This window comes from Blautia faecicola, from assembly GCF_004123145.1.
In the GTDB taxonomy this organism is placed as follows: Bacteria; Bacillota; Clostridia; order Lachnospirales; family Lachnospiraceae; genus Oliverpabstia; species Oliverpabstia faecicola.
This window is the reverse complement of sequence record NZ_SDKC01000001.1, coordinates 271,038-296,763: the sequence shown is the minus strand read 5'-3', so window position 1 is coordinate 296,763 and position 25,726 is coordinate 271,038. Positions and strand designations below refer to the sequence as shown.

The 25,726-nt window shown below is 45.5% G+C and carries 23 protein-coding genes; 1 reads left to right on the top strand and 22 read right to left on the bottom strand.

All coding sequences use genetic code 11. From position 1 onward, the window contains the following. Window positions 1–5: 5 nt before the first annotated feature. The 8 genes from ETP43_RS01135 to ETP43_RS01100 form a co-directional block, all read right to left on the bottom strand. Window positions 6–860: an FAD/NAD(P)-binding protein gene (locus tag ETP43_RS01135; RefSeq protein ID WP_129256843.1), complete on the bottom strand. Its 855-nt coding sequence runs from the start codon at window positions 858–860 to the stop codon at window positions 6–8. After that, window positions 860–1,900 (bottom strand): 4Fe-4S dicluster domain-containing protein, encoded by a 1,041-nt coding sequence (locus tag ETP43_RS01130; protein ID WP_129256842.1) that lies wholly within the window; start codon window positions 1,898–1,900, stop codon window positions 860–862. Before ETP43_RS01130 ends, ETP43_RS01135 begins: the two co-directional genes overlap by 1 nt. 3 nt (window positions 1,901–1,903) lie before the next feature. Further along, on the bottom strand, window positions 1,904–2,878 hold the full coding sequence (locus ETP43_RS01125; protein ID WP_129256841.1) for a 4Fe-4S dicluster domain-containing protein: 975 nt from the start codon (window positions 2,876–2,878) through the stop codon (window positions 1,904–1,906). Then, window positions 2,866–3,309, bottom strand: a complete 444-nt coding sequence (locus ETP43_RS01120; protein ID WP_022172894.1) for a hydrogenase iron-sulfur subunit — start codon at window positions 3,307–3,309, stop codon at window positions 2,866–2,868. Before ETP43_RS01120 ends, ETP43_RS01125 begins: the two co-directional genes overlap by 13 nt. Next, window positions 3,300–5,288 (bottom strand): CoB--CoM heterodisulfide reductase iron-sulfur subunit A family protein, encoded by a 1,989-nt coding sequence (locus tag ETP43_RS01115; protein ID WP_129256840.1) that lies wholly within the window; start codon window positions 5,286–5,288, stop codon window positions 3,300–3,302. The genes ETP43_RS01120 and ETP43_RS01115 overlap by 10 nt, the downstream gene beginning before the upstream one ends. Window positions 5,289–5,293: 5 nt before the next feature. After that, window positions 5,294–5,683 (bottom strand): 4Fe-4S dicluster domain-containing protein, encoded by a 390-nt coding sequence (locus ETP43_RS01110; RefSeq protein WP_129256839.1) that lies wholly within the window; start codon window positions 5,681–5,683, stop codon window positions 5,294–5,296. Further along, window positions 5,680–6,507, bottom strand: coding sequence for a CoB--CoM heterodisulfide reductase iron-sulfur subunit B family protein (locus ETP43_RS01105; RefSeq protein WP_129256838.1), 828 nt, complete (start codon window positions 6,505–6,507; stop codon window positions 5,680–5,682). Before ETP43_RS01105 ends, ETP43_RS01110 begins: the two co-directional genes overlap by 4 nt. A gap of 79 nt (window positions 6,508–6,586) precedes the next feature. Beyond that, window positions 6,587–7,537: an L-lactate dehydrogenase gene (locus ETP43_RS01100; RefSeq protein ID WP_129256837.1), complete on the bottom strand. Its 951-nt coding sequence runs from the start codon at window positions 7,535–7,537 to the stop codon at window positions 6,587–6,589. Window positions 7,538–8,060: 523 nt separating this feature from the next. On the opposite strand from ETP43_RS01100, the gene ETP43_RS18740 reads away from it, so the two are divergent. Continuing rightward, a complete protein-coding gene (locus tag ETP43_RS18740) occupies window positions 8,061–8,342 on the top strand; it encodes a DUF6783 domain-containing protein (protein WP_408608698.1) in 282 nt (93 codons plus the stop codon). Here ETP43_RS18740 and ETP43_RS01095 read toward each other — a convergent pair. From ETP43_RS01095 to ETP43_RS01035, 14 genes are all read right to left on the bottom strand, one after another. Next, window positions 8,224–9,852: a zinc-ribbon domain-containing protein gene (locus ETP43_RS01095; protein WP_129256836.1), complete on the bottom strand. Its 1,629-nt coding sequence runs from the start codon at window positions 9,850–9,852 to the stop codon at window positions 8,224–8,226. The two genes, ETP43_RS18740 and ETP43_RS01095, sit on opposite strands and share 119 nt — an antisense overlap. A 17-nt stretch (window positions 9,853–9,869) precedes the next feature. Beyond that, the gene (locus tag ETP43_RS01090; RefSeq protein ID WP_129256835.1) at window positions 9,870–10,490 is read right to left on the bottom strand and encodes a YARHG domain-containing protein; all 621 of its coding nucleotides are present in this window, start codon (window positions 10,488–10,490) and stop codon (window positions 9,870–9,872) included. A gap of 230 nt (window positions 10,491–10,720) precedes the next feature. Beyond that, the gene (locus ETP43_RS01085) at window positions 10,721–11,899 is read right to left on the bottom strand and encodes a hypothetical protein (RefSeq protein WP_129256834.1); all 1,179 of its coding nucleotides are present in this window, start codon (window positions 11,897–11,899) and stop codon (window positions 10,721–10,723) included. A 236-nt stretch (window positions 11,900–12,135) separates the two neighbouring features. Further along, a complete protein-coding gene (locus ETP43_RS01080; protein ID WP_129256833.1) occupies window positions 12,136–13,947 on the bottom strand; it encodes a glycoside hydrolase family 2 protein in 1,812 nt (603 codons plus the stop codon). Continuing rightward, window positions 13,944–14,912, bottom strand: coding sequence for a hypothetical protein (locus ETP43_RS01075; protein WP_129256832.1), 969 nt, complete (start codon window positions 14,910–14,912; stop codon window positions 13,944–13,946). Before ETP43_RS01075 ends, ETP43_RS01080 begins: the two co-directional genes overlap by 4 nt. Window positions 14,913–15,420: 508 nt before the next feature. After that, the gene (locus tag ETP43_RS01070; RefSeq protein WP_129256831.1) at window positions 15,421–16,341 is read right to left on the bottom strand and encodes an ArsR/SmtB family transcription factor; all 921 of its coding nucleotides are present in this window, start codon (window positions 16,339–16,341) and stop codon (window positions 15,421–15,423) included. 21 nt (window positions 16,342–16,362) lie between these two features. Next, window positions 16,363–17,238, bottom strand: coding sequence for a homocysteine S-methyltransferase family protein (locus tag ETP43_RS01065; RefSeq protein WP_129256830.1), 876 nt, complete (start codon window positions 17,236–17,238; stop codon window positions 16,363–16,365). After that, window positions 17,219–17,389: a hypothetical protein gene (locus ETP43_RS16985; protein WP_164979554.1), complete on the bottom strand. Its 171-nt coding sequence runs from the start codon at window positions 17,387–17,389 to the stop codon at window positions 17,219–17,221. Before ETP43_RS16985 ends, ETP43_RS01065 begins: the two co-directional genes overlap by 20 nt. Window positions 17,390–17,473: 84 nt before the next feature. Further along, the gene (locus ETP43_RS01060) at window positions 17,474–17,863 is read right to left on the bottom strand and encodes a VOC family protein (protein WP_129256829.1); all 390 of its coding nucleotides are present in this window, start codon (window positions 17,861–17,863) and stop codon (window positions 17,474–17,476) included. 33 nt (window positions 17,864–17,896) lie between these two features. After that, complete coding sequence (locus ETP43_RS01055; RefSeq protein ID WP_164979552.1) at window positions 17,897–19,093, bottom strand: peptidyl-prolyl cis-trans isomerase; 1,197 nt, start codon at window positions 19,091–19,093, stop codon at window positions 17,897–17,899. Window positions 19,094–19,297: 204 nt separating this feature from the next. Beyond that, entirely contained in the window at window positions 19,298–22,813 is a 3,516-nt protein-coding gene (gene mfd, locus ETP43_RS01050; RefSeq protein WP_129256827.1) for a transcription-repair coupling factor, read from the bottom strand. Between the two features lie 12 nt (window positions 22,814–22,825). Then, entirely contained in the window at window positions 22,826–23,386 is a 561-nt protein-coding gene (pth, locus tag ETP43_RS01045; protein WP_129256826.1) for an aminoacyl-tRNA hydrolase, read from the bottom strand. 16 nt (window positions 23,387–23,402) lie between these two features. Continuing rightward, window positions 23,403–24,353 carry a TIGR03943 family putative permease subunit gene (locus ETP43_RS01040; protein WP_022400435.1) on the bottom strand — a complete coding sequence of 317 codons (951 nt, stop codon included), beginning with the start codon at window positions 24,351–24,353 and terminating at the stop codon, window positions 23,403–23,405. Next, the gene (locus tag ETP43_RS01035; protein ID WP_129256825.1) at window positions 24,353–25,522 is read right to left on the bottom strand and encodes a GTP-binding protein; all 1,170 of its coding nucleotides are present in this window, start codon (window positions 25,520–25,522) and stop codon (window positions 24,353–24,355) included. Before ETP43_RS01035 ends, ETP43_RS01040 begins: the two co-directional genes overlap by 1 nt. Between the last annotated feature and the right edge of the window lie 204 nt (window positions 25,523–25,726).

Below are 25,726 nucleotides of genomic sequence, written 5' to 3'. Positions count from 1 at the left end.
CTTTCTTAATACTCGTTAGGTAATTCGTCGATTTCATCAAAGCGGAATACCGGGCCGTCTTTACATACGTACTTGGATCCGATATTACAACGTCCGCATTTACCAACACCACATTTCATACGAAGCTCCAGAGTTGTGTACACCTGTTCTTTGGTGAATCCCATTTCCTGAAGACCAGCCAGAACGAATTTGATCATGATCGGCGGTCCGCAGACCAGAGCTACTTTGTCAGTGTCGAATCCGATTTCTTTCAGATAAGTCGGAACAAATCCCACATGACCGTCCCAGCCTTCCTGTTCCCGGTCGATGGTCAGATATACGTTTACGCCTTCTGCTTTCATCCACACTTCCTGGATTTCTTTTAACTGAACCAGATCGTCAGCAGAACGGGATCCGTAAAGAATGTCTACCGTTCCATAATTCTCACGATTATCCAGCACATAGTTGATTACAGAACGAAGTGGTGCCAGACCGATACCACCGGCAATAAACAGCAGGTTTTTACCTTTCAATTCGGTTTCTACCGGGAAATGATTACCGTACGGTCCACGAACTGTGATCTCATCACCTACCTGCAGGCTGTGCAGGTAATCGGTAAGGATACCACATTTTTTAATACTGAATTCCTGGTACTCTTTATTGGTCGGTGAAGAAGTAATGGAAAACATACCTTCACTTACACCCGGTGCACACACCATGGCACACTGACCCGGCATATGTTCAAATAATTTTCCTCCTTCCGGAGCGTTGACACGGAATGTTTTTACATCCGGTGTCTCCTGACGGATATCTGTAATGATACCAACCTGAGGGATCAGAGTATCCAGCGTGTAATTTTTATGACAGGTACATTCGCTCATTATTTGTCACCTCCCTGTTTTTCAAATGCTTTGATAACTTTTACAATGTTTAAGGATGCCGGACATTTTTCCACGCAACGGCCACATCCCACACAGGAGTACATGCCGTTGTTGTTTGCCGGGTAATATACCAGTTTGTGCATGAATCTCTGACGGAATCTCTGCAGCTGGCTGGTACGGTTATTTCCATGCGCCATCATGGTGAAATCGGAGTACATACAGGAATCCCAGCAGCGGTATCTCTTTACACCATGTCCGGTGTCATAATCTTTGATATCGTAACACTGGCAGGTCGGGCATACGAAAGTACAGGTACCACATGCCAGACACGGTTTGTACAATTCTTCCCATACCGGAGAATTGAACTTTTCTGTCAGTGCATCTCCGTTCCATCCTTCCAGGGACAGATCGGAATATGGCAGTTTTTCTACGATCGCACGAATAGCAGTTTTTTCTGTCTCCAGTTTTTCTGCATCTGTGCCGTCAGCTTCTGTCAGGAGGCTTTCTACTGCTTTGGTCAGTGCCTCACCTTTGTCAGTCAGGGCTTTCCAGTACAGTTCGCCGTCTACCATCCAGGTAGCCACATCTGCTGCAGGTTCTGCACAGTCGATGCCGAATACTTTACAGAAGCAGGATTCTTCCGGCTCATGACATGCCATGGCAACGATGGTTCCGTGTTCTCTTCTTGCAGCGTAGAAGCTGTCGATCGGATCACTTAAAAATACGTTATCCAGAACTTTCACGCCCTGAATATCACAGGCTTTCATACCGAATACTACAAAGTTCTGTTCTTTGAGTGCCTGCGGTTCGATGCTCAGTTTCTTTCCCTCTCTCTGTACGGTGTACAGGTTCTCGCTCTGAGGGAAGAAGGCATCTTTCGGAGATTTTACGGTTTTCAGTGTTTCCAGAGATACGTTTGCATCCTGGGTCCACGCTTTGAAGTTTACCTGACCGCTTACTTCAACAGGCAGATATAATTCCTGATTCTCGGCAATACTCTGGAATAATGCCGACAGATTTTCTTTTGCTATCTTATACATACATTATCCCCTTTCTGCTACGATGCTCGGTTCTGCATCGTCAAATGTGAAGTTTGTCAGCGGTCCTTTGGAATCGGTATCTTCTCCTGCCTGATACTCTCCGTACAGTTCATCGATATCTTTGATAAATTTGCGGTTGAACAGATGAAGCGGGATACCCTGCGGACATACTCTGCTGCACTCGCCACAGTCCGTACATCTTCCTGCCACATGGAATGCACGGATAATGTGGAACATCTTCTCTTCGAAAGAATCTACATTTGCTTTCTGGGAACTGTCGAACTTGTTACTGTCAAATACACATTTTCTGCAGCTGCATGCAGGACATACGTTTCTGCAGGCGTTGCAACGGATACATTTGCTCAGTTCACTCTGGAAGAATGCAAATCTCTCTTCCGGTTTCATAGCTTCGATTTTCTTTACCTGTTCAAAACGATCTGCATCTTTGGTGTCTTTGGACTCCCCGATGATCTCGTCATAAATCTGATGTTCTTTGCCTTTACATACATGACATCTCTCCAGCATACCGTCTTTGTAAGCACATGTTTTCTCGCCGTAGATGGTCTGGATGGTCAGTGTCTCGGCATCATCTGTGATCTCTGCTCCCTGGATGGACTCGATACCTTTGATTCCCTGTTTCCGGATCTTTTCGATATCCAGTTTTCCTTTACATCCCACACCGACGATGTAGGCTTTTTCTCTGTTGACTCTGTGTTCTTTGATCAGCTGGTTGAAGCTGTATGTATCACACGGTTTCAGACAGACCATGGTTTTTCCTTCCAGTTTGGAAGCTTCGATCATATATTTGCTTAAGTTTGCTCCGCAGAATCCGTTGTATACGAAATCTTTCAGAGATTCTTCTGTCTCAAAATACGCAGGTTCCGGATTGTAAGGCAGGTCTCCGGCTTTCCAGCCAAGAACCCGGGCTACTGTTCCGTCTGCCAGCAGTTCTTTCGCACGGTTGATTAATTCCTGCATCTTATATCCTCCAATCTAACGTTCTTACCAAGGGAATGGATCTTTTCCACGAACTCGTTCATGGTTGTGGAGAATTTTACACCCTCTGCTGCTGATACCCATTCTACACGGGTACGTCCGTTTTCCACACCGATATAGTCGAGCATGGAGAACAGCAGTGTCATACGTCTTCTTGCGTAATAGTTACCGGTGCTGTAATGGCAGTCTCCTGGATGACATCCACACATGATCACGCCGTCCGCACCTTTTTCGAAGGCACGAAGGATGAACATCGGGTTGACACGGCAGGAACATGGAACACGGATGATCTTTACATCTGCCGGGTAACCAAGACGGCTGCTTCCAGCCAGGTCGGCTCCTGCATAACTGCACCAGTTACAGCAGAACGCTACAATTTTCGGTCTGAATTCTTCTTTTGCTTCTATCGACATATTGCATCTACCTCCGCTATAATCTGTCTGTTAGAGAATCCCTGCAGATCCATCGCTCCGGATGGGCAGGCTACGGTACATGCACCACAACCCTGGCACAGTGCGCTGTTGACCTGAGCCACACGGCGGGTTTCACGGATACCGTGGTCATTAATTTCTTTCTCTTCGTATGTGATTGCTCCGTAAGGGCACACATTTGCACAGGTGGAACATCCGTTACACAGAAGTTCATCCGGTTTTGCGGTACATGGGTTGGTCATCAGTTTGTCTTTTGCCAGCAGTCCGATGGCTTTGACAGCTGCTGCACCTGCCTGTGCTACAGTTTCCGGGATATCTTTCGGTCCCTGGCATACACCGGACAGGAAGATACCTGCGGTCGGGGACTCTACCGGACGGAGTTTTGCATGTGCTTCTGTCAGGAAGTTGTTGGTATCGATACTTGCTGTCAGCATGGTTGCGATCTTACGAACACCCGGGTTCGGCTCGATGGCAGCTGCCAGAACAACCATATCTGCTTCTTTCAGGATCTGTTTGTTATCTAACAGATCGGATCCCTGTACCAGCAGTTTTCCGTTTGGCTGCGGAATCACTTTTCCTACCTGACCTTTGATATAATTTACTCCATACTGTTCTACGGCTCTGCGGTAGAACTCATCGAAGTTCTTACCAGGAGTACGCACATCAATATAGAAGACAGTTACATTGACATCCGGATATTTATCACGGATCAGCATCGCATGTTTTGCGGTGTACATACAACAGATCTTGGAGCAGTAGCTCTTTCCTCTGTCATCGGAACAACGGCTTCCCACACACTGGATAAATACCATTTCCTTCGGAGGTTTTCCGTCGGAGAGACGTTCCAGATGGCCGCTTGTCGGACCTGCTGCGTTCATGATACGTTCCAGTTCCAGAGAGGTGATGACATCTTTGCTCTGGCTGTATGCATACTCATCGTAGTTGTCCAGTTTGATGATATCAAATCCGGTTGCAACGACAATTGCGCCGTATTTTTCTGTTACAATCTCGTCTTTCTGATCGTAGTCGATCGCACCTGCCTGACATACTTTGGAACATACACCACATTTTCCGGTTTTGAACTTGATACAGTGTTCACGGTCGATCACCGGTACGTTCGGGATTGCCTGAGCAAATGGTGTGTAGATCGCGCTTCTGTTGTTCAGACCGCGGTTAAATTCGCTCGGTGCTTTCTTGGATGGACATTTTTCCTGACATACACCACATCCGGTACATTTGTCCATGTTGACGCTTCTTGCTTTTTTCCGGATATCTACGGTAAAGTCACCGACGAAACCGGATACTTTTTCTACTTCACTGTATGTATAGATATTGATCTTTTCGTGAGCTGCGGCTTCCACCATCTTCGGTGTCAGGATACATGCAGAACAGTCCAGAGTCGGGAAGGTTTTGTCCAGCTGGGACATTCTTCCACCGATACTCGGCTCTTTCTCAACAATATCTACTTCGTAACCTGCATCTGCGATGTCCAGGGCTGTCTGGATACCTGCAATACCACCACCGATGACCAGGGCACGTTTTGTTACACGGCTCTCGCCCGGCTGTAAAGGTGCGTTCAGGTTTACCTTTGCAACTGCCGCTCTCATCAGGATAACGGCTTTCTTTGTTGCCTCTTCCATATCTTTATGGATCCAGGAACAATGTTCACGGATGTTGGCGATTTCTACCATGTATGGGTTCAGTCCGGCTCTTTCCGCTGCTTTTCGGAAGGTAGCCTCATGCATACGTGGGGAACAGGAACAAACGACCATTCCTGTCAGCTGTTTTTCTTTGATTGCTTTTGCGATCAGTGCCTGTCCTGCTTCGGAACACATATACTGATAATCTTCTGCATGAACAACACCCGGCTCCATAAGAGCCATCTCTGCTACTTTTTTCACATCTACCGTTGCTGCGATATTACTTCCGCAATGACAGACAAATACTCCTATTCTCTGCACCAGGGTTACCTCCTATATCTTCTGAATGCACTGACTAACAACTGCTGCGGCAGTTCCGGATCCAGCAGTTCCGGAATCTCATCCGGTGTCAGATAGTTCTGACCTTTCTGGCGGACTACCAGCTGTCTTGCTGCGTCGATCAGTTTACCCGGTTTTACATCTCTCGGACAACGCTCTACACAGGCAAAGCAGGAGAGGCATTTCCACAGAGATTTGGAATTTACCAGTTCTTCGATGTTCTCGTTTGCCACATAGGATACAAACTGATGTGGTTTGATGTCCATCTCGTTGAAAGACGGGCAGGAAGCGGAACATTTACCACATTTCATACATTTGAGGGGATTGACACCGCTGATCTCTTTGATCAGTTCTGCCTGTTTCTTTTCATTTGTCATGCCTGTGCCACCTCCTTATCCGATGTCAGTGTCTGCAAAGCCTCTTCTTTTACGCCAAGAGCTTCTGCCAGAAGTTCTGTGAAATAATGAACCGGAAGTTTTCCGTTTCCACTCTTGTTCAGGTTATACAGACACAATGGACAGGCGGTGATCAGCATCTCAGCACCAAATCCTGCTGCGCTGTCCATGATATTGTTGCACATGTTTCTGGACATGTCTTTTTCTTTCAGAGAGATATATCCGCCGCAGCACTCATTCCGGTATGGATATACAACCGGTGTAGCACCGATGGCACGGATAAAGTCTTCGATGATGGTCGGATTCTCCGGATTATCAAACGCCATGATCTTGCCCGGGCGAAGAAGCAGGCAGCCATAGTAAGCACCGATCTTCTTTCCTTTTAACGGACTGACCACTTTTTTCTTTAATTCATCAAATCCTACGCGGTCACGGAGCACTTCCAGAAAATGGAGCACTTCTGTCTCGCCCGCATACGGTTCTTCCAGTTTCATGTAGTTGTTTGCTCTGGTACGAATGTCTTCTACGTTCTTCATATCATCGTTGACACGTTTGATCACATGATGACAGGCAGAACAGAGAGTTACCAGATCCTGACCTTTTTCTTTGGCCTGGTTCAGAGCACGGACGGAAGAAAGTTTGGTGGCAATTTCATCAGAGCCAAGTGGATAGACACCACCGCAGCACTGCCAGTTGTCTATTTCTTCCAGTTCAAATCCCAGTGCCCTTGCAGATACTCTGGCATATGCATCCAGATCTCTTGCTTTTGTTCTCAGGGTACAACCCGGAAAATAACTGTACTTCATAGTTCCTGTATCCTTTCTTTATGTAAATTTCCTGCCTGTCGGCTATTGTTGCAGCCGACCGACATTCGTTACTGGCTGTTTAGTCCAGATTGATCTGTGCGATAACCTCTTTCAGCGCATCGGCACTCTTATGTAACTGCTCGATCTCTTTTTTGTTCATACGCATCGGCACTTTACCCTGGATACCGTTCGGTCCGACCAGTGTCAGTGTGCTCAGGCATACATCATCGATTCCGTACTCGCCGTGCATCATGGAAGATACCGTTGTAATGGAATCAGAGGAAGATGTCAGGATAGAGCAGAGTTTGCATACGGAAGCAGATACTGCATAGAAAGTAGCACCTTTTCTCTTGATGATCTGTCCGCCGGATTTCTGTACGTATTCGAGCATCGCATCTTTGTCCACTTCTTTTACTTCTTTTCCCATGCTCTTTGCAATATCGTAATATTCATCCAGACTTACACCGGATACATATGCGCCGGTCCACGGGATGAAGGATGTGTCACCATGCTCACCAAATACATATGCATGAATGTTGTTCTGTGCTACATTAAGATGCTCGGAGAGTCCGCAGCGAAGACGGGCAGAATCCAGAATGGTTCCGGATCCGATGATCTGGTTTTCCGGCAGTCCGGAAATCTTGGTAAATACATAGGTCATGATATCTACCGGGTTACTTACGATGATATATAATGCATGCGGAGCTACTTTTACGATCTCCGGTGTGATAGATTTCAGAATGTTTACGTTGGTCTGTGTCAGTTCGATTCTTGTCTGACCTGGTTTACGGGCGATACCAGAGGTGATGATAACGATGTCGGAATCTTTTGCATCCTCGTATTCACCGGCAACGATGGAGATCGGGTCTCTGAAGCAGGTTCCCTGTGCGATATCCATGACTTCGCCTTCTACTTTTTCTTTGTTAATGTCGATCAGGACGATCTCTGATGCAACATTCTGATTAGATAAGGTATACGCAATTGTAGAACCAACACTTCCGGCTCCGATAACTGTAATTTTGCTGCTCATAGTGTCTCCTTCTTCCTTTCCATTTGTCTATTTTTTAACAATTGTGGCAAAAAAATATGAAATCTTCGCTTTCTATCAATTAGCTTTTTTGGATTTTCTCATAAAAATATAAGAGTTCACACTTCTCCCTCCGCTAAGATAAGTATCAGCTCGATTCCATTTGGGTATATTATAACGCATTGATAAGATTTTAACAAGTGTTTTTGCAAATTTTTATCAATTTTGTTTATGGGTTTTGAAAGGTGTTTCTATAGGAAGTGGGAAAAAGGTGAGAGGGTGGCTGGTATGGGGATGTAATACCATATGATTGGGGATGACTGGTATGGAGACGCAGGAGGAGGGAAGGCGGTCCGGGGGCGGGGGCGTGGACGTGGGCAGGGCAACTTTAAGCTAGCCGCTAACTTCGACTATATTTGCGAGGGTCAGCTGACCCTCGCGAAAGTCTGCGTAAGCGTCGGATCTTAAAGCTTGCCCCAACCGCCCACAAAGTGTCCACGCCTCCGGACCGCCTTCCCTCCTCCTACTGAGTTTCAATGTCAATCAGCAATATGTATTTATTCTTGCCAACCGAATGAATACAAAATGTGCCTCAAAATGGGATCTGCAGATTATTGGCACAAGTTTTCAAGCATTTTCCGGAACACTTTTCCTGTCTCTGATGATTTGTTCTTTCAAAACCTGCACATCTAGAACACATATTCATCTACCGGCAGGTTCATCAGTTTCCATTCGGCTCCTTCTTTACAGTAGCTTGCGACGAAATAGATTTCATTATCCTCTTCTTCTATTTCGTTCCAGTAGTTGATGTAGTTTTCTTTTCTCTGTGCTGTTCCTCGCAGGTCTATCTCGGTTCCTGTAGGGGATGAGTCCAGGGCTGTGTTGATGTTACTGATGGCTAGTCCTGTGATCTTGGCGGAGCCGTTGCCTTTTACCTTGTTAGTCAGGTTTTCATAGTAATTTTTAATGTAACCATCTTCCAGAGCACCGGAAGAAAATACGTCCTTTACTTCTTCGAATGATTTTCCCTGTAAGGCACTTTCTATAAGAAATTTGATGTCATTTCCCGCCTGTTCGCCTAATGCTTTCAAGGTTTCGTCTGTTGGAACCAGACCGATGTTTCCTTCTTCTGTTCCATACGGTGTTATACTTGTATTTTTGCAATAAGGTTTCATTCCATCTTCTGTTACCTGCAGCTGATAGTCACCGGTGAACAGGTAGGGGATCGTGATTATTTTCCAGCCGTCATCAATAACAGCTGCGCTGTCATCTATGGTTTCTCCATTTAGCTGCAGTGTAGCTCCTTCCGGTATGCTATATGTGACATTTCCTGCCCAGCTTTCTACATCTGCCACTTTCCACTCATCCCAGAACAGCCATTTTTTATTTTCTGTTTCTGTCAGTGTGATGTATTCTACCGATTTGCTGGCAGCACCTTTTTCTATATATTCCACACGATATACTTTCAGATCATCATCTTCTAATTCGTCTTCCAGATCATCCAGATAATCATCATAGTCGTCACCGTCTGCATCTAACATAGAAGCGAGATTTCCCAGCTGATTTACTGCCTCCGAAGTGAGCTGTCTGACATCTTTGATCGTTACCGACTGGTACTCCAGCGGCTCTGTCTGATCTGCTTTGGATTGTACATACATTTTCTTTGTCAGCAGATCACTGTTTGGGAAATTACAATAATCATATGCCTGAGACCAGTCATGATCTGCTTTGGCTTCCCAGTAATCCATCGCAACTTTTTCCGGTGAAAAGCGGTCTGATGTGATCTTATAGGCACCTGCAAATAATGCCACTGCTGCTATAGCTTCAATCGCCACAAAAATCGCAAGCTTCGAAACCGGTTTTTTCTGTTTGGGTGGCTGATGATGTCTCTGATCCGGTGTTCCCTGATAGCGACCTCCTCCCTGAGGTTGTGAACTGTTCGGAGCGCTGCCGGTAAAATACGGCTGCCCCCGACCGGCTAAGTTGACCGGATTGGCATTTCCATAGTTTTGACCGTAATCGTTTTGTCCTCCTGGATTTCCATTTCTGCGAATATCTGACGGATTTTCGTTTTGGTTTCCCATATTTTGATTCCTGGTATCCTGATTTTTGTTATTCGGATTTTCATTATTCTGACTTCCGCTTTGCCGATTTTTCGGAATATCGGCATCTGTCACAGTTCTTCCTTCCGGCTGCATCGGTATAGTTTCCTGATGCGGGAGCTGATTTAGGACGGTATCCTTTTTTAATTGAGTTCCACATTCCATACAAAACAGGGAATCATCCTCATTTTTTGTTCCACAGTTTGGACAATACATTTTTCACGCCTCCTTCCCTAATCCCAGTCTTTCGAATCTTCATATGCCTGAAGAGCTTCCACGTTCTTCTTTTCTACCGAAGAGAATTCAGATGCCACGATACTCATATCGGTTTCTTTCGGCATATTCCGGTACCAGTCATATTGATTGAAATAATCGGTATTTTCCTGTTTGGAGAACTGGTAGCCGTGACGCGCATAAATCTCATTAACCGCCCGCCGGCAAAGGCTTCTGGTCTTGAGTGTTGCTTTCATTTGCGTTTTCGTGATAATTGTCGTATCACTGTCCGGGAAGACGAAACCTGCATACGGATCGTCGCTTGTATCGATGGTATCGTCATCGTCCTCTGTCAAATCCTCTGTATCGGATGTGTCATTCGTATCCGGAGCATCTCCGATAATCGCTGTACCCCCGTAAGCTACCGTCGCGGTTGATGGATAATTCTCCGTCCTGTCCACGTCATAATATTCCTGATCGTTTTCCTGAAAGTCTGCGGAAAGTTCTGCTTTTACTGTTTCTCCTTTTGCCGGAGAGATCAAAACACCGGCCAGCAGCAATGCAAATGCCGCCACATCCACAACACCAAGAAGTACCGCTGCAACGATCAGACCTGTTGACTGTTTTTTCTTCTTTTTCATCCTATCTTTACTCCTATTGTATCATCGGCAGCGGATAACACACCTTTCGGGTGAATCCGCTGCCGATCAAGTTTCTGGCTGATTTTTCATATCTTATTCTTTTTCTGCAGAAGTCTGTTGTCATTGTACATGTAATTTTCAGAAATCTGTATCTTCTGGTTATCTCAAACTTCTAAAATCCTATCGTTAAAGATGAATTTTCAACATACTCCTGATTCATTCTACTACTTTTACAGCATATTAAAAATATCTCCCAGACTGTTGATCAGTCCACCGGCCATACTGTTCAATGTGCTTCTCACCAGCAGGTACACAACCAGTCCCGTAATGATTGTGAAACATAATTTCGCAATAAAGTATGCATACGGTTTTTTGTCTTCGTCAATATCTGCCACTGCACGATACTGTGCAAACTGAATATAGGTTACCAGAGGTGCCAGAATTCCGAAAAATACCAGCGCGATTTCCGGTGCGATTCCGATCAGAATTCCTTCTATAATGATAATAAATATAGCGAACATATCCGTAGCACCAACAACATCAATATATGCCTGAAAGCTTGCTTTTGCACCGAACAGAGCTGTAATTACTTTCAGAAGCAATGCATCGATCACATCAATACCGGCAGTTGCCAGAATCACACACAGAATACTCTTAAGATACGGGATTTTTATATCTATGTAAGAACTGTAACCTGATACGGCTCCTCTTATCTTCAACAATACAATTAATAAAAAGAGAAGGCATACCACCATTTTCGTTGCAATAAATTCAATGCCGACCGCCGGATTATTGCTGTCTGCAATTTCTTTTACTCTGGTTACCGGTGCTTTCAGAATTGGCAGAATCTCAGAAAACATGTTTTTTGTTCCCGCCACCAGCTGATCTTTCTTGTTGTACAGCCATTCTGCCTCTTTGGTTCTCTGCTGCTGATACTGTCCATTCCCCTGATAATACTGACCCTGGTTGTTGTATGGACCCTGCTGATTCTGATTGTAATACTGACCCTGCTGGCTCTGATTATAATACGGATTCTGCTGGTTGGGATCGTAATACTGGCCACCCTGCTGCCCCTGGTTATAGTACTGGTTTTGTTGATTGGGATCATAATACTGACCGCTCTGCTGCCCCTGGTTGTAATACTGGTTCTGCTGATTGGCATCATAATACTGGCCGCCCTGCTGGCTCTGATTGTAATACTGGTTCTGCTGATTTGGATTGTAATACTGGCCTTGCTGTCGGCTCTGATCCTGTCGCCGTCCTTCCGTCGATCCGGCCATTGATCCATACTCCTCCGTTTGTGGCGGCTGTGCATAAATCTGTTGCGGCGACTCCTGATTTGCCGATGTACAGGTACAAACTTCGCCTTCCTCTAATTTTCTTCCGCATTTAGTACAAAATTTCGCCATATACTTTCCCTCCCTGTTTCCTTTTTCACCAAATTCATCTTTCGCTTGCCTTGCGTTTATTAAATTTTTATAAATCGGTAATTTAATTTAAGTATAGGTACTGACCCATTTCCTGTCAATCAAATTTGCACCGTCAAAGGCAATTTTTATTGTACACAAACCCGGCCACAAGACACATTACAAAAAGTCACCTGCGCAGGCTGCTGCACAGATGACTCTTTTCATCTCTTATTATTTTACATAAATGATCTCCAGTATCCAATCTGGCGTTCGTTAATTTCTTTGATGATCTCCGGTTCAACTTTGAAGTTTCTTTCCATATCCATCAGCCCGTTGATCTCCTGCTGTACGTCGCTGACCTGGGTGTAGCAGAAACCACAGCAGTATGGAATTTTCTTTACCGCGGTTGTGATATCATCAAACCGTCTGATAAAGTCCTCTTTGGTATTCACTTTATTGCCATAGCCCCATCCGGAATCATCGTTGTCAAAGGCAATTCCACCGTATTCGCTGATGATGATCGGCTGTCCCTTATATTCGTAGCCGTTGGCAAATGCAGATTTTGCGCTGCTGTGGTATACCTCTGTCGTCAGGATTTGCTCCCGGTATTCTGTGTAACGTTTATACAGAGTTTCTCCCACTTCTTCATAATCGTGAAGTGTAATAATATCGGAGACTGTATGCTCCCATCCGTCATTGACAATAACCGGGCGCATGATGTCGAAGCTCTTGGTCAGGTAGTAGATTGCCTCTGTGAAGTGCTGTTCTACCTGTCTGGTCTCAATCTTGCTTACACCCCAGGACTCGTTGAATGGTGTCCAGGTAATGATACACGGGTGGTTGTAGTTCTGACGTACGATTTCCATCCATTCCTTTGTAAATTCTTCTACTGCATAATCGGTATACTGGTAAGCAGCTGCCATCTCACTCCATACCAGCATTCCTTTTACATCACACCAGTACAGGAATCTTTCATCTTCGATCTTCTGATGTTTGCGAAGTCCATTATAACCAAGCGCATGAATCTTATCGATATCTTCAATCAGCGCTTCCTCACTCGGCGGTGTCAGGTGAGAATCTTTCCAATAACCCTGATCCAGGATCAGTCTCTGGTACAGTGGGTGACCGTTTAACAAGATGTTCGGTCCGTCGATGCGAATCTCTCGCATCGCAAAGTAAGATCCGATCGTATCCTGTACTTCATTTTTATATGTAACCGTAAAATCAATATCATACAGATCCGGCTGTGAAGGTGCCCAGGTACGCACGCCCCATTCCAGGCCCCATCCCTGTCCTATACCGCCACAGTAAGCCACATTCATGGTTGTTTCTATATGTTTCTGGTTGGCCATTATTGACTGACTGGTAATCGGGATTCCCTGAAAGCTTATCGCAGCTGTAATAACCAGATCTTCATTCAGAACTTCCTGTGCAGCGTCTACTTCATATTCCAGTTTTAATGCTGCATTCTCCAGATCCGGTGTCATTTTCACAGATGCCAGACTGATGTTTGGCACATACTCGCTCCAGACCGTTTTCCAGATACCGGTAGTCTGTACATACCAGCATCCAAAGTTTTTCTCTACCCAACGCTGCTTTCCTCTTGGCTGCTGTGGATCGTAAGAATCTTCTACTTTTACTGTCAGTTGATTTTCCCCATCGCAAACCAGCTCTGTGATATCAAAAGAAATTCTTGCATATCCGCCCCTGTGGCTTCCCGCATATGCACCGTTTACCCATACCTTTGTGATAAAATCGCTTCCTTCAAAGTGCAGGATATAACGGTTCTTTTCCATTTTTGCACCATCTACCGTGATTGTTCTGTGATACCAGATAAAATCGTGACGGTTTTCATCCTCAATACCACTTAATTTCGTTTCATAAGTAAACGGAACCTGAATCTTCTTATCTCCTTTAAATTCCTGATACCATTTTTCTTTTTCACCCACATTTGCATCATCGAACCCGAAATCCCAGGTTCCGTTCAGATTTTCCCAGTTGTTTCTTACAAACTGTGGTCTTGGATAGTCCTTGATGTAACATTTCATTTTTGCTTTCCTCCATTTTTTGCATTATTTATATGATTGAGATACCACATGATCAACATAAGCATCCCAAAAAATGTATAGGCATACATTTCACTGCGGAAACTAAAGCTAGAGCTCGCAAGTGCAAATATTAAAAGATTACTCATAAGAAGATAATACAACGAAGTCTTCCCTATCTCTTCAAAATAATGAGCAATTTTTTCTATTATATAGAGATTCCTTTTCCGTTCCATCCCCACCGCTATCAGATAATATCCATATACCAGTACAAATCCCCCACAGATAAACCATACGGAAGGCGGAAAACGTTCCGGCAAAAAACCGGTTTTCAAAACAGTAATCAGGCATGGGATTCCTGCAATTATTGTCAGCAGCAGTATCCGGAGATTCCATCTGATCTCCTTTTTACAAACCAGAATTCCAGCCGCAAAAAACACACCATACTGTAGCACCGGGAAAGTAATATAATCTCTTGATCCGGTCAGCAATGCCAGCCAGGAGTTGTGTATCCTCTCATAAGGGATATAACACGCAATACAGCTTATACAAGCCACCCCCAAAAACATTATCGTGTTCATCCGTCTTATGATCGGATACAGAAAAATCCCCACCAGTAATACTGCTGCAAAAGAAACCAAAAATTCCGACCAGCCCGGATATTTTTTCAGCATTACCACTTCCGCTACAAATTTCCAACGAAATATCTTTCCCTCTACCAATGCTACATAGGCGATGCCCGAAATATAAAATGCAATCAACATGCGGCATACGTTTTTCAGCATCTTTCCAAAACTGTTTTTCCACTCTTTCTGGTAATAAGCTATCTGATTGGTGTACCCAAAACAGAACATAAATCCCGAAAATGTAGACAGATTGATAAGATTGACCAATATTTTTTGGAATCCATATTCCTCTTTCCCGAAAAACTGAATACAGTGATAGAGCATCATTGCTACAGTCAACATTCCTTACATCGTTCTCTATTTTATCCGGCCAGAATAATTTTAACAGTTTTACTGTTTGTTTATGTCTCGATATTTTGTTTTAGGTTTATTTGCAACAGTGTTTCTGTTTCTTTATCCATAATTATATGCTTTTTCATCGGTTTGTCAACTGTTTTTCGCTTCTTTTTATACATTTTTACTGTTATTTTCTTTTATTATAACAGTATTTCTGTTGTAATATTTTATTTTTCAACATAGATTTTATTATAATTGTGAGAAATTGTATTTTTGCACAATTTTTACATTCGATTTTTGGACATAAAAAAACAGTACCGGCTGTAGCCCGGTACTGTTTTTTCAAACACACTCTAGTACATCGTTTCGTAAATAACTGTATTATTCACGCAGGATACGGATTCGAGTGTGCAGTTCAAAAAACGCAGGCGTAGCGGGCTACGCTGAGGCTTTTTGAACTGTGCAATCGGATTTGTAGACAAGTGAATGATACAGTTATTTCGAAAACGATGTACTAGTATTCCATTGACAGAATAATATCCTGATCATAATCTCCAAAATGTTTTCCGAAGAGATTAAATCCTCCGACATATTTCGCATCTTTTTTATTTCCGATTCTGACTTTTATATACGGTTTTTCCATTACTTTCAACATGTCGATCGTAACATCACTGATACGTTCGCCATTCAGATAACTTCCGTCCTTTCGCACTTCCCACGTTTTCAGCACACCGTACTGTGTACTTCCTACCGGCCAGTCTGGCGGCATGAGTCTTCCACGTCTTGCCCCAAAATCTCCCGGACAGGTCCACGTTCCGCAATCCATTCCATTAATCCACACAGTAATATCCGATTTCCAGTCTTCCCGGTATCCCGGTGCTTCGGAACACAGTTCCATGGAAATCGACAATCGGTCCACATTGCATCCATCCGGAACAGCATTGGCAAATTTATATTCCACATATCCGGATGAAGTCCATAAGAGACCGGCTTTGATTCGTTCCGGTAAATAAAAGGAGTATTCCCTGTCATCATTTCCCACACTGCCATCCGGTCCATAAAGTCCACAGGTAGGACTCACTTCGCAACTGCTATATGAACCAATAGGCATCTCAGCACTAAATACTTCTTTTACATCCATATTACGTTTTGTTGTATCAATGGTCAAAATATCCAGTTTAGGAATGCAAAGTTTCGTACTCCCGCGTGTACCCGGCTGTTCTTCCATACGGATCAGCCCGGCCTGCTCCAGTATTTTCAGATGAAACGCGGTACTGGAAGCCGGAAGGTTTAATTTTTTTGCTATTTCTCCGATAATCATGCTGTCTCTGTACAAAAGCTGAAGTATCTCTAGACGTACCGGAGAAGATAAAGCTTTTCCAAGATTACACACTTCATCAACCTGATCAATGCGGTATTCCTTGACTTTCGCCATAACTTCCCCCACCTTTATTTTTTATCTTCCCAACGCCTTCGCCAGCTTCCGGATATACTCCGGTGTGGTGCCGCAGCAGCCGCCGACGATTCCGGCGCCTACCTCTACCAGGCGTTTGGTGTGTTTTGCAAAATCATCTGCATTCATGTCATAATGGGCTTCGCCCTTATCATCTACAAATGGCATTCCGGCATTCGGTTTTGCGATGACCGGCACGGTTGCCACTTCTTTCATGTTGGCCACAACAGATTCCAGCTGATCCGGGCCTACAGAACAGTTCAGGCCGACAGCTGCTGCTCCCATCTCCTGCAGAGTAAGAACAGCTTCCACGGCATTGCCTCCGTACATAGCGCTTCCGTCTGCTTCCAGAGACAGGGTGCAGATCATCGGGATATTGCTGACTGCCTGAAGCGCATCCAGTGCTACTACCGTCTCATCTACGCTCAGCATGGTCTCTGCAACAATCAGATCTACCCCAGCATCGATCAGTGCTTTCAGCTGTTCTTTATACGCTTCATACAGCTCCGTGTATGTCAGCACTCCTCTCGGCTCCATCAGCTGACCGGTAGTCGTCAGGTCACCGGCAACCAGCGCACGTCCTCCAATTCCGTCCTTACTGATCTTGACCAGTTTTGTATTCAGCTCCTGTACTTTATCCTGAAGATTAAAATTTCTGAGGCTGATCGTATTGGCTGCAAATGTGGGAGCGTATACGATCTGGCTTCCGGCATCCACATAAGCACGCTGTAATTCCTGCAAAACAGAAGGATTTTCGATCACCCACTGTTCGGAAGATACGCCTACCGGCATACCCGCTTTTCGTAGATTGGAACCGGTCGCTCCGTCCAGAATCACTACCCCTTTTGCTGTTAATTCGTCAAACTGTTGTCTTGTCATGTTTTTCTCCTTCCTCTGTATATCCATAGCTGTCTTCGATATCTCGTCTCATCACTTTGCATTTTTCTGCGGATCTGCAGAGGGATTCTTGTGTATTCGAACCGTATCTTGTGCTTCCATCCACAGTCAGTAATTTCGCAATTTCTGACATAGCTGTTCAAAACTGACCGTCAGTTTACCTCTCAGCAGTGGCAGCCACTGCCGTCAGGTTTACCTTCCATATGGTACAGCCGTTTTATTTCCGCTGACAGAACTCAATCCGTTCTTTATTCGGTCCTTCAATAATAAAGAAGGCAACTCCGTTCTCCCAGAACGGAAGTTCTTCGATTCCATCCGACAACACTTTATAGCCATACTCACAGATCCAGGTATAAGCAGCCTGAATGTCTGTGCAGTTTAAAGCGAAGTGATTGATGGCACCGTCCAGACCGTTGCCGCCCTCGGCATAAGTTTCGATCATCAGGTTCCCCAGCTGCAAGAATGCAACTTTGGCTTTGTTTGCCGGCACCTGGTTTGTGTGCATGGTCTGAAATCCCAGACCTTCGTAGAATCGGATCGTTGTTTCGATATCTGATGTGGGAATTCCGATATGCTGGATTCCTGTCGTCCACTGTACTACACTCATCCTCTCTATCCTCCGCTTTTTTACTTTGTAATATTATTCAGCACTGTCCTCTGCGGCTGAATCTGATGCACTGCTATCCTGTGCGGATGTATCTTCTGTGTCTTTTGTACTGTCTGCATCTGTCGCTGTAGAGTCTCCCTTACTGCTGTCTGTGCTCTTATACTCAAAAGACACACTGTCCGTAACTTTGATCTGATCCCAGACTTTATCATCAACCTTGATTTTTTCTTCTTTTACCCAGTCTTCCAGTGTGCTGTCATACAGATCAGATTTTCTTTCTGAAATAACCGTCTTCTCTTTGTTTTCTGTCGCATCTTCATCCAGCATCTTATCCAGACGTACCACATAGTAACCGTCATCACCTTCAATGACTTTGTCGGCAACCTCTCCGTCTTTTAATTCCAGAGCCGCATCCTGCACTGCTTCATCCAAGGTATCATCCGTATCTCCTGCCGTGGTAAATGCCGGTGCTGTCGCACTTAAACTGTCATCTACTTCTTTTGCCAGTGCATCCATATCTGCGTTTGCCACGTCATCGGATGCTTTTACTTTATCAAGCACCTGCTGTGCCAGGTCTTTTTTCTGTGCTTTTTCTTCATCTGTCAGATCAATGGTATTACCGTCATCATCTTTTTCTGTTCCTTCTGTAGAAACTTTTACGATAGTGACTCTTGTCTGATCTTTTTCATTGGCGCTGACCTCGGTATCTACATCTGCAGTCATCGGATCATGCATCTTGCTGCGGATCGTTACCAGTTCCAGATACGTAACGATATCGTCTTCAGATACTGCCAGTTTTTTCAGGATCTTTTCATCGTTGTCTTTGATAAATTCCGCTGCTGCTTCTTTGATCGCTTTTTCTTCATCATCCGTAATCGTAACGTCATAATCTGCCGCATGTGCTTTCAGTACATACAACTGATTAATTGTCTTCATGACGCCATCTTTGGAGCTTTCCCCGACAGTTTTCCCGTCGTCTCCTTTCTGATCCCACACATTAGATGCAGAGCCGCTGACACCATACTGTGACATCAGCATATTATAATAACTCATGGTCTGCGCCTGCTGATCTCTTGTCATATAGCTTGCCAGACCCAATGTTACTTTTTCATCTCCTACAGTTGCTACGGTTTTTGTTCCATCAATTGCTTTTGAGCATCCGGACAGTGTACCTGCTGCAAGAGCAGCTGCCAGAATCCCACATGCTGCGGTTTTATTTAACTTTCTCATGTTTTCCTCCGTTACCCTTTTATGTACTCCGGGAGTACATTTATTCACTAATAGCATTTATTATAGACTATTTCCGCCTATGGGGCAACTTTTTTCCTTTTATTTCAATCTTTTTTCACAAGCGCTCGTTACTGTTCACTACGTTCTCAGTAACACGCTTCGCGATGCACTGAATTTATGCTGACCACAAGAATTTGCCTGCACTTATACCAGACACTGCATGACCGTCAGTAATTCAGTCGCCTTCTCCTGCATCGGCACTGCTTCCTTTGCCTTTCGATTTCTCGGACGATACAGAAAATACGGATTTGTTTCGATTTTAAACTGCAGTTCTTCCGGATACTGATTCAGGATCTCCGGTATCTTCGCTGTGTCAATCTTCGCCCGCTCATACATGGTAAGTTTCAGGCTGTCGTCAAGCTGCTTAACTTCGGTCAGATAGATCCGGTGAGCCATGGCTTTCAGGCTTGCCACTGCGAGGAGGTTCTGCACCATCTTCGGCGGTTCTCCAAAACGGTCCAGCAGTTCTTCCATCATATCCTCATACTCTTCCCGGTTCTCGATCGCCGCGATCCGTTTGTAAATATCCAGCTTCTGGTATTCATTCGGAATATATTTTTCCGGAATGTACGCATTGATCTGCAGGTCGATCGTTGTCTCGAAGTCTTCCTGTACTTCGATTCCTTTTGCTTCCTGTACGGCTTCATTCAGCATCTTACAGTAGAGATCGTATCCTACCGCTTCCATGTGACCGTGCTGTTCCGCTCCCAGAAGATTGCCCGCACCACGCAGTTCCAGATCACGCATGGCAATCTTGATCCCGCTTCCCAGTTCAGTGAATTCGCGGATCGCATGGAGGCGTTTTTCTGCGATTTCTTTTAACATCTTATTTCTCCGGTACATCAGAAACGCGTATGCGGTCCGGTTGGAGCGTCCTACCCTTCCCCTCAGCTGATACAGCTGGGAAAGTCCCATCTGATCCGCATCATGGATGATCATGGTATTGGCATTCGAGATATCCAGCCCCGTCTCGATGATTGTTGTGGAGACCAGAACATCGATCTCTCCGTTGATAAACCCGTACATGATCTTTTCCAGTTCACGCTCGCTCATCTGTCCGTGGGCAAATGCCACATTCGCCTCCGGAACCAGTTTTCGGATCTGATTGGTGATCTCTTCAATGTTGTTTACACGATTGTATACATAATACACCTGACCACCGCGTGCCAGTTCCCGGCTGATCGCCTCCCGTACCATCTCATCGTTATATTCCATCACATAGGTCTGGATCGGTGTACGGTCCTGTGGTGCTTCTTCCAGAACACTCATATCCCGGATTCCGATCAGACTCATGTGAAGAGTTCGCGGAATCGGCGTCGCTGTCAGGGTCAGGACATCGATATTCTGTTTCATCTGCTTAATCTTTTCTTTGTGAGTAACACCAAAGCGCTGTTCCTCATCGATGATCAGCAGTCCCAGATCTTTAAACTGCACATCTTTGGACAACACCCGATGGGTGCCGATCAGAATATCCACCAGACCTTTTTTCAGATCCCCGATCGTCTTTTTCTGCTGGCTGGCGGTGCGGAACCGGCACAGAAGGTCCACGCGCACCGGAAAATCCTTCATCCGTTGTACAAATGTATTGTAATGCTGCTGTGCAAGGATCGTGGTCGGAACCAGATAAACCACCTGTTTTCCCTCCTGGATCGCCTTAAAGGCCACACGGATCGCAATCTCCGTCTTCCCGTAGCCCACATCTCCGCAGATCAGCCGATCCATGATCTTCGGGCTCTCCATATCCTGCTTTGCCGCCTCGATCGCCTGCAGCTGATCCTCCGTCTCTTCAAATGGAAACATCTCTTCAAATTCCCGCTGCCATACCGTATCCGGTCCATAGCGGAAACCGGCTTCCTGCTGTCTGGCTGCATACAGGGCCACCAGATCTTTCGCGATATTCTTTACAGCTCCGCGGACCTTCGTCTTGGTCTTCTTCCATTCCTGTCCGCCGAGTTTGTTTAACTTTGGTGTCTTTGCCGCATCAGAACCGGCATATTTTTGCAGGACATCCAGCTGGGTGGCGAGAATATACAGGTTACTTTTTCCTGCATACTCGATCTTGATATAGTCTTTCACCACACCATCCACTTCCATCTTCTCGATGCCGCGGTACACGCCCAGCCCGTGGTTTTCATGAACCACAAAGTCTCCTACGGAAAGCTCCGAAAAGCTCTGGATCTGCTTTCCGCTGTACTGGGATTTTTTCCGTTTTTTCTTCTTTTCTTTGCCGAAAATATCCGTCTCCGAGATCACCACGTATTTGACCATCGGATACTCGAAGCCACGGCTTACCCGTCCCCAGGTGACCTTGATCTGTCCCGGCTGGATCAGTTCTTCCGGATCCTCACTGTAAAAAGCTGACAGTTCCTGATCCTGCAGATCTTTTGCCAGTCTGGCCGCCCTTGTTCGCGAAGGAGAGAGCAGCAGCATCCGGTAACCGGATTTTTTCCAGCGCAACAGATCTTTTACCAGCATCTCAAAACTGTTGTTGTACGGGTTGACCGATTTTACAGTCAGCTGCATCTCCATCGTAAAATTCCATGCATTTCCCCGCGGCTCCATCGTGGACAGCGACAGCGTATGCATCTGGTGAAAACGGTGCACTACTTCCTGATGGTTCCGGATCACTTCCATCTGTCCGGGCAGAAGATACCCCTTTTCCAGACGGTGAATCATACTCTCCCGGAATTCTTCTTCCGTCGTCTTTGCGTGTTCCGTCAACCGGTTCGGCTCGTCGATCACAACCAGCGTGTTCTCCGGCAGATATTCCAATAACGATTCTGTTTTCTTATAAAAATACCGGACAAAACTTTCTGCTCCGGCAATGTGCTCCATCTCTTCTAACTGATCTTTTAATTCAGCGGCGATCTGGCGGACTCTCGCCCCTTCCTCTGTCTTCATCTCGTCCCGGAACTTCTTCTGACTCTTTTGCGCCTCTTTTTCAATGGCTTTGATGCCCTGTCGGATCGTCTCCTTATCCAGCACCACTTCCGTCGCCGGATAGATCGTAATCTCCTCCAGATTCTCGATCGAACGCTGGCTTTCCGCATCAAAACTGCGGATGGAATCCACCTCATCTCCCCACAGTTCGATACGCCACGGATTATCCTCGGTCAGAGAAAATACATCCATGATTCCACCACGGATAGAAAACTGTCCCGGAACCTCTACCTGCGCCGCCCATTCATACCCGAGTTCCACCAGATGTCTTTTCATCCGATCCAGGTCAATCTCGCTGTCATTGCGAATCTTTATTACTTTTTCCTTCCACACGGCAAGCGGCACCAGACAGTCCAGGCAGCTGTCGATCGAAGTAACGATCGTCACTTCTTCCCGCTCCAGCAGTGCGCGAAGCACCTGGATCCGTTGTCTGGTAAGAAGATTACCATGGATATCTGCCTGATAAAAGATCAGATCCCTCGCCGGATAATACAGTACTTCCGGGTCATACAGCCGAAAATCCTCATAAAATGCCTTGGCTTTCAGATCATTTTCCGCAACGATCAGTCGAAAAGGAAACTCCCGGAGAAGCCCATTGGTAAAATGAGCTTTCTGGGAGTCCAGGCATCCGGAAACCTGTACGATTCCCGGTTTCTTCAGTTGTCTTATGATCGCATCAAAATCGGCCAGTTCATATAATGGTTGTACGAATGCATCCATCGTTTTCCCTTTCTAGTTAAACTGATTCATCGCCTGATCCACTTCTCCCTGCACCATCAGTTCCACGGCGCCTGCCACGCGTTTCAGCGCGTCATCCACCAGTCCCCGGTCTTCTTTGGAAAAGTGTCCCAGCACATAATCTGCCAGATCCCAGCCCTTCGGCTTTTCTCCGACTCCAACTTTGATTCTCTGGAAGTTCTGGGTGCCCAGCTGTGCGATAATATTTTTGATGCCGTTATGGCCGCCCGCACTTCCTTTTTTCCGTATCCGGATCTTTCCCGGTTCCAGACTGATATCGTCATAGATCACGATCAGTTCTTCTTCCGGATCGATCTTATAATAGTCTACCAGGGCTCTCACTGATTCCCCGCTCAGGTTCATGTAGGTCAGCGGTTTCGCCAGGATCACTTTCTGACCCGCGATCACGCCCTTTCCGTACATTGCCTTATGTTGTTTTCCCGAAGAGGGTACGCGATACTCATCCACTAGAAGATCAACCGCGTCAAATCCCACGTTATGGCGGGTATTTTCATACTGTTTTCCCGGATTGCCCAGGCCTACGATCAGATACATAATGATAACTCCTTCATCAGCCGAAGTATACCAGCTCCTGCTCCGGTTTTTCTGCCGCTTCAATCTCTGTTGCGTACAATACCGGACCTCTGCCGTTGTATACTTCCATAAATTCGTCTTTAACTTTTGCAGTTACCGTTACCCAGCTGCCGATCCGCAGTCTCTTGGCTGCCGGATTCTTACAGATATAGCCGATAAACTGGGTATCGTCCGCACAGCAGGTCATCGCCATACGTCCGGGCACGAAAAATCCTGCGTTCAGCTCACGACTTTTCAACACCTGTCCTTTGAAACGGACGGTCTTATCCACATATTTGTCCAGGTTATCCATCATATCCACATACCAGATACCATAATCGATATCTTCGATATCAATGATATCCGCGTTCATATCATACGGCATCTCATCCTGGAAAATATCGTCGATCTCGCCCTCTTCATTTTCAAATACCACTTCCGCTCTGGAATTGACAACTTTGACGCTGCGGCGGAAGTTTGCCAGCGGATGTTCATCCTGACAGCGGTTGAAAATTACCAGGTCCGCGTTTCGGATCATCTCCATGAATAAAGATTTCATATTGTTCATATAAATCTGGAAGGTGCTGGCATCCACGGTTACGATATGCTGTGCCAGATCCCAGTAACGTGGCATATCGGTCTGATAGAACTTATCTACAGACCACAGCGGATTGTACTCTACCAGGACTCTGCCAGGCTGATGTTTTTTATTCAACATCTGCAGGGTATCCGCGTTAAAGTCTTCCGGATCTTCGATGATCTCGATCACCGTATTCATTTTTTTCAGGCTTTCCTCATCGTACTCTTCTTCTCCCTCTTCACAGAGAATCAGAAGCGTTTTGTCCGGAATCTGAAAATAACTCTGATGAATGGTAAAATCCAGAAACTGGGTTTTACCACTCTCTAAAAATCCTGTAATTAAATATACGGGAACATCTCTCTTCATCATTACTCATTCACTCCAAAAATTTCAGCAATTTTGTCTTCTGCCATCTTGGAACCGATCACACAGATCTTACCTGTGATCTGTGGAGTACCGGTGCGTACCTCATACTCTTCCGGAACCATATCAAAGTAGATCCACTGTCCGTCTTTTCCGTCCACCATACCTTTGGCACGAAGGATCACACCGAGATCTTCTGCTTCTGACAGTGTCTTTAATGCAGCTTCGATCTCTTCTTTTGTATACTTCTTAGCAGTCTCACGACCCCAGCTTGTAAATACTTCATCTGCATGATGATGGTGATGATCGTGACCGCATCCACACTCGCCATCATGGTGATGATGTTCGTGATCGTGGTCATGTCCGCATCCGCACTCATCGTCATGGTCGTGATGATGATGTTCATGGTCATGGTCACATCCGCACTCGCCATCATGATCATGGTGATGATGCTCATGTTCGTGGTCATGGTCACATCCGCACTCGTCGTCGTGGTCGTGATGATGATGCTCATGCTCGTGGTCATGATCGTGGTGTCCACCGCATACCGGGCAGAAATCTTCGTCTTCTTCTCTGCCCTGCTCCATCGCTTCCAGGATCTGTGCACCGTCCAGTTTTTCGATCGGAGTGGTAATGATCACTGCGTCTTTGTTCACTTCACGGATCAGAGCGACTGCTTTTGCTACTTTCTCCTCAGTAGCCTTCGGTGTATCGGTACGGCTCAGAATAATCGTTCTTGCATACTGTAACTGGTTCTCGAAGAATTCACCGAAGTTTCTCATATACATTTTGCATTTGTTTACATCCGCTACGGTTGTATAGCTGTTCAGGCTGATCTCGCAGTCCACATCCACACCTTTTACCGCTTTGATGACGTCAGAGAGTTTGCCTACACCTGACGGCTCGATGATGATACGATCCGGATGATAGGTTGTGATCACTTCTTTCAGAGAAGTTCCGAAATCACCTACCAGAGAACAGCAGATACATCCGGAGTTCATCTCACGGATCTCGATACCGGAGTCCTTTAAGAATCCTCCGTCGATACCGATCTCTCCAAATTCATTTTCAATCAGCACTACCTGCTCACCTTTTAAAGCTTCAGAGAGCAGTTTTTTAATCAGTGTTGTTTTTCCGGCTCCTAAAAATCCTGAAATAATGTCAATCTTTGTCATGTTTTTTACCTCCTGAAAAACGCCCAAAAAGGGCTGTTTTCTCTAAAACAGCCCTGAATTTTTGTCTGCATATCCTGTGAGTTCTTTCAACAGTTCCTGTCAAAAGAACTCACAGGATATTCTTACCGAATAGTTACTCCTCTATACTTTTATCACGTTTTGTCCAAAAAGTAAAGCCCCCTTTGCGTTTTGGTTTCATACAAC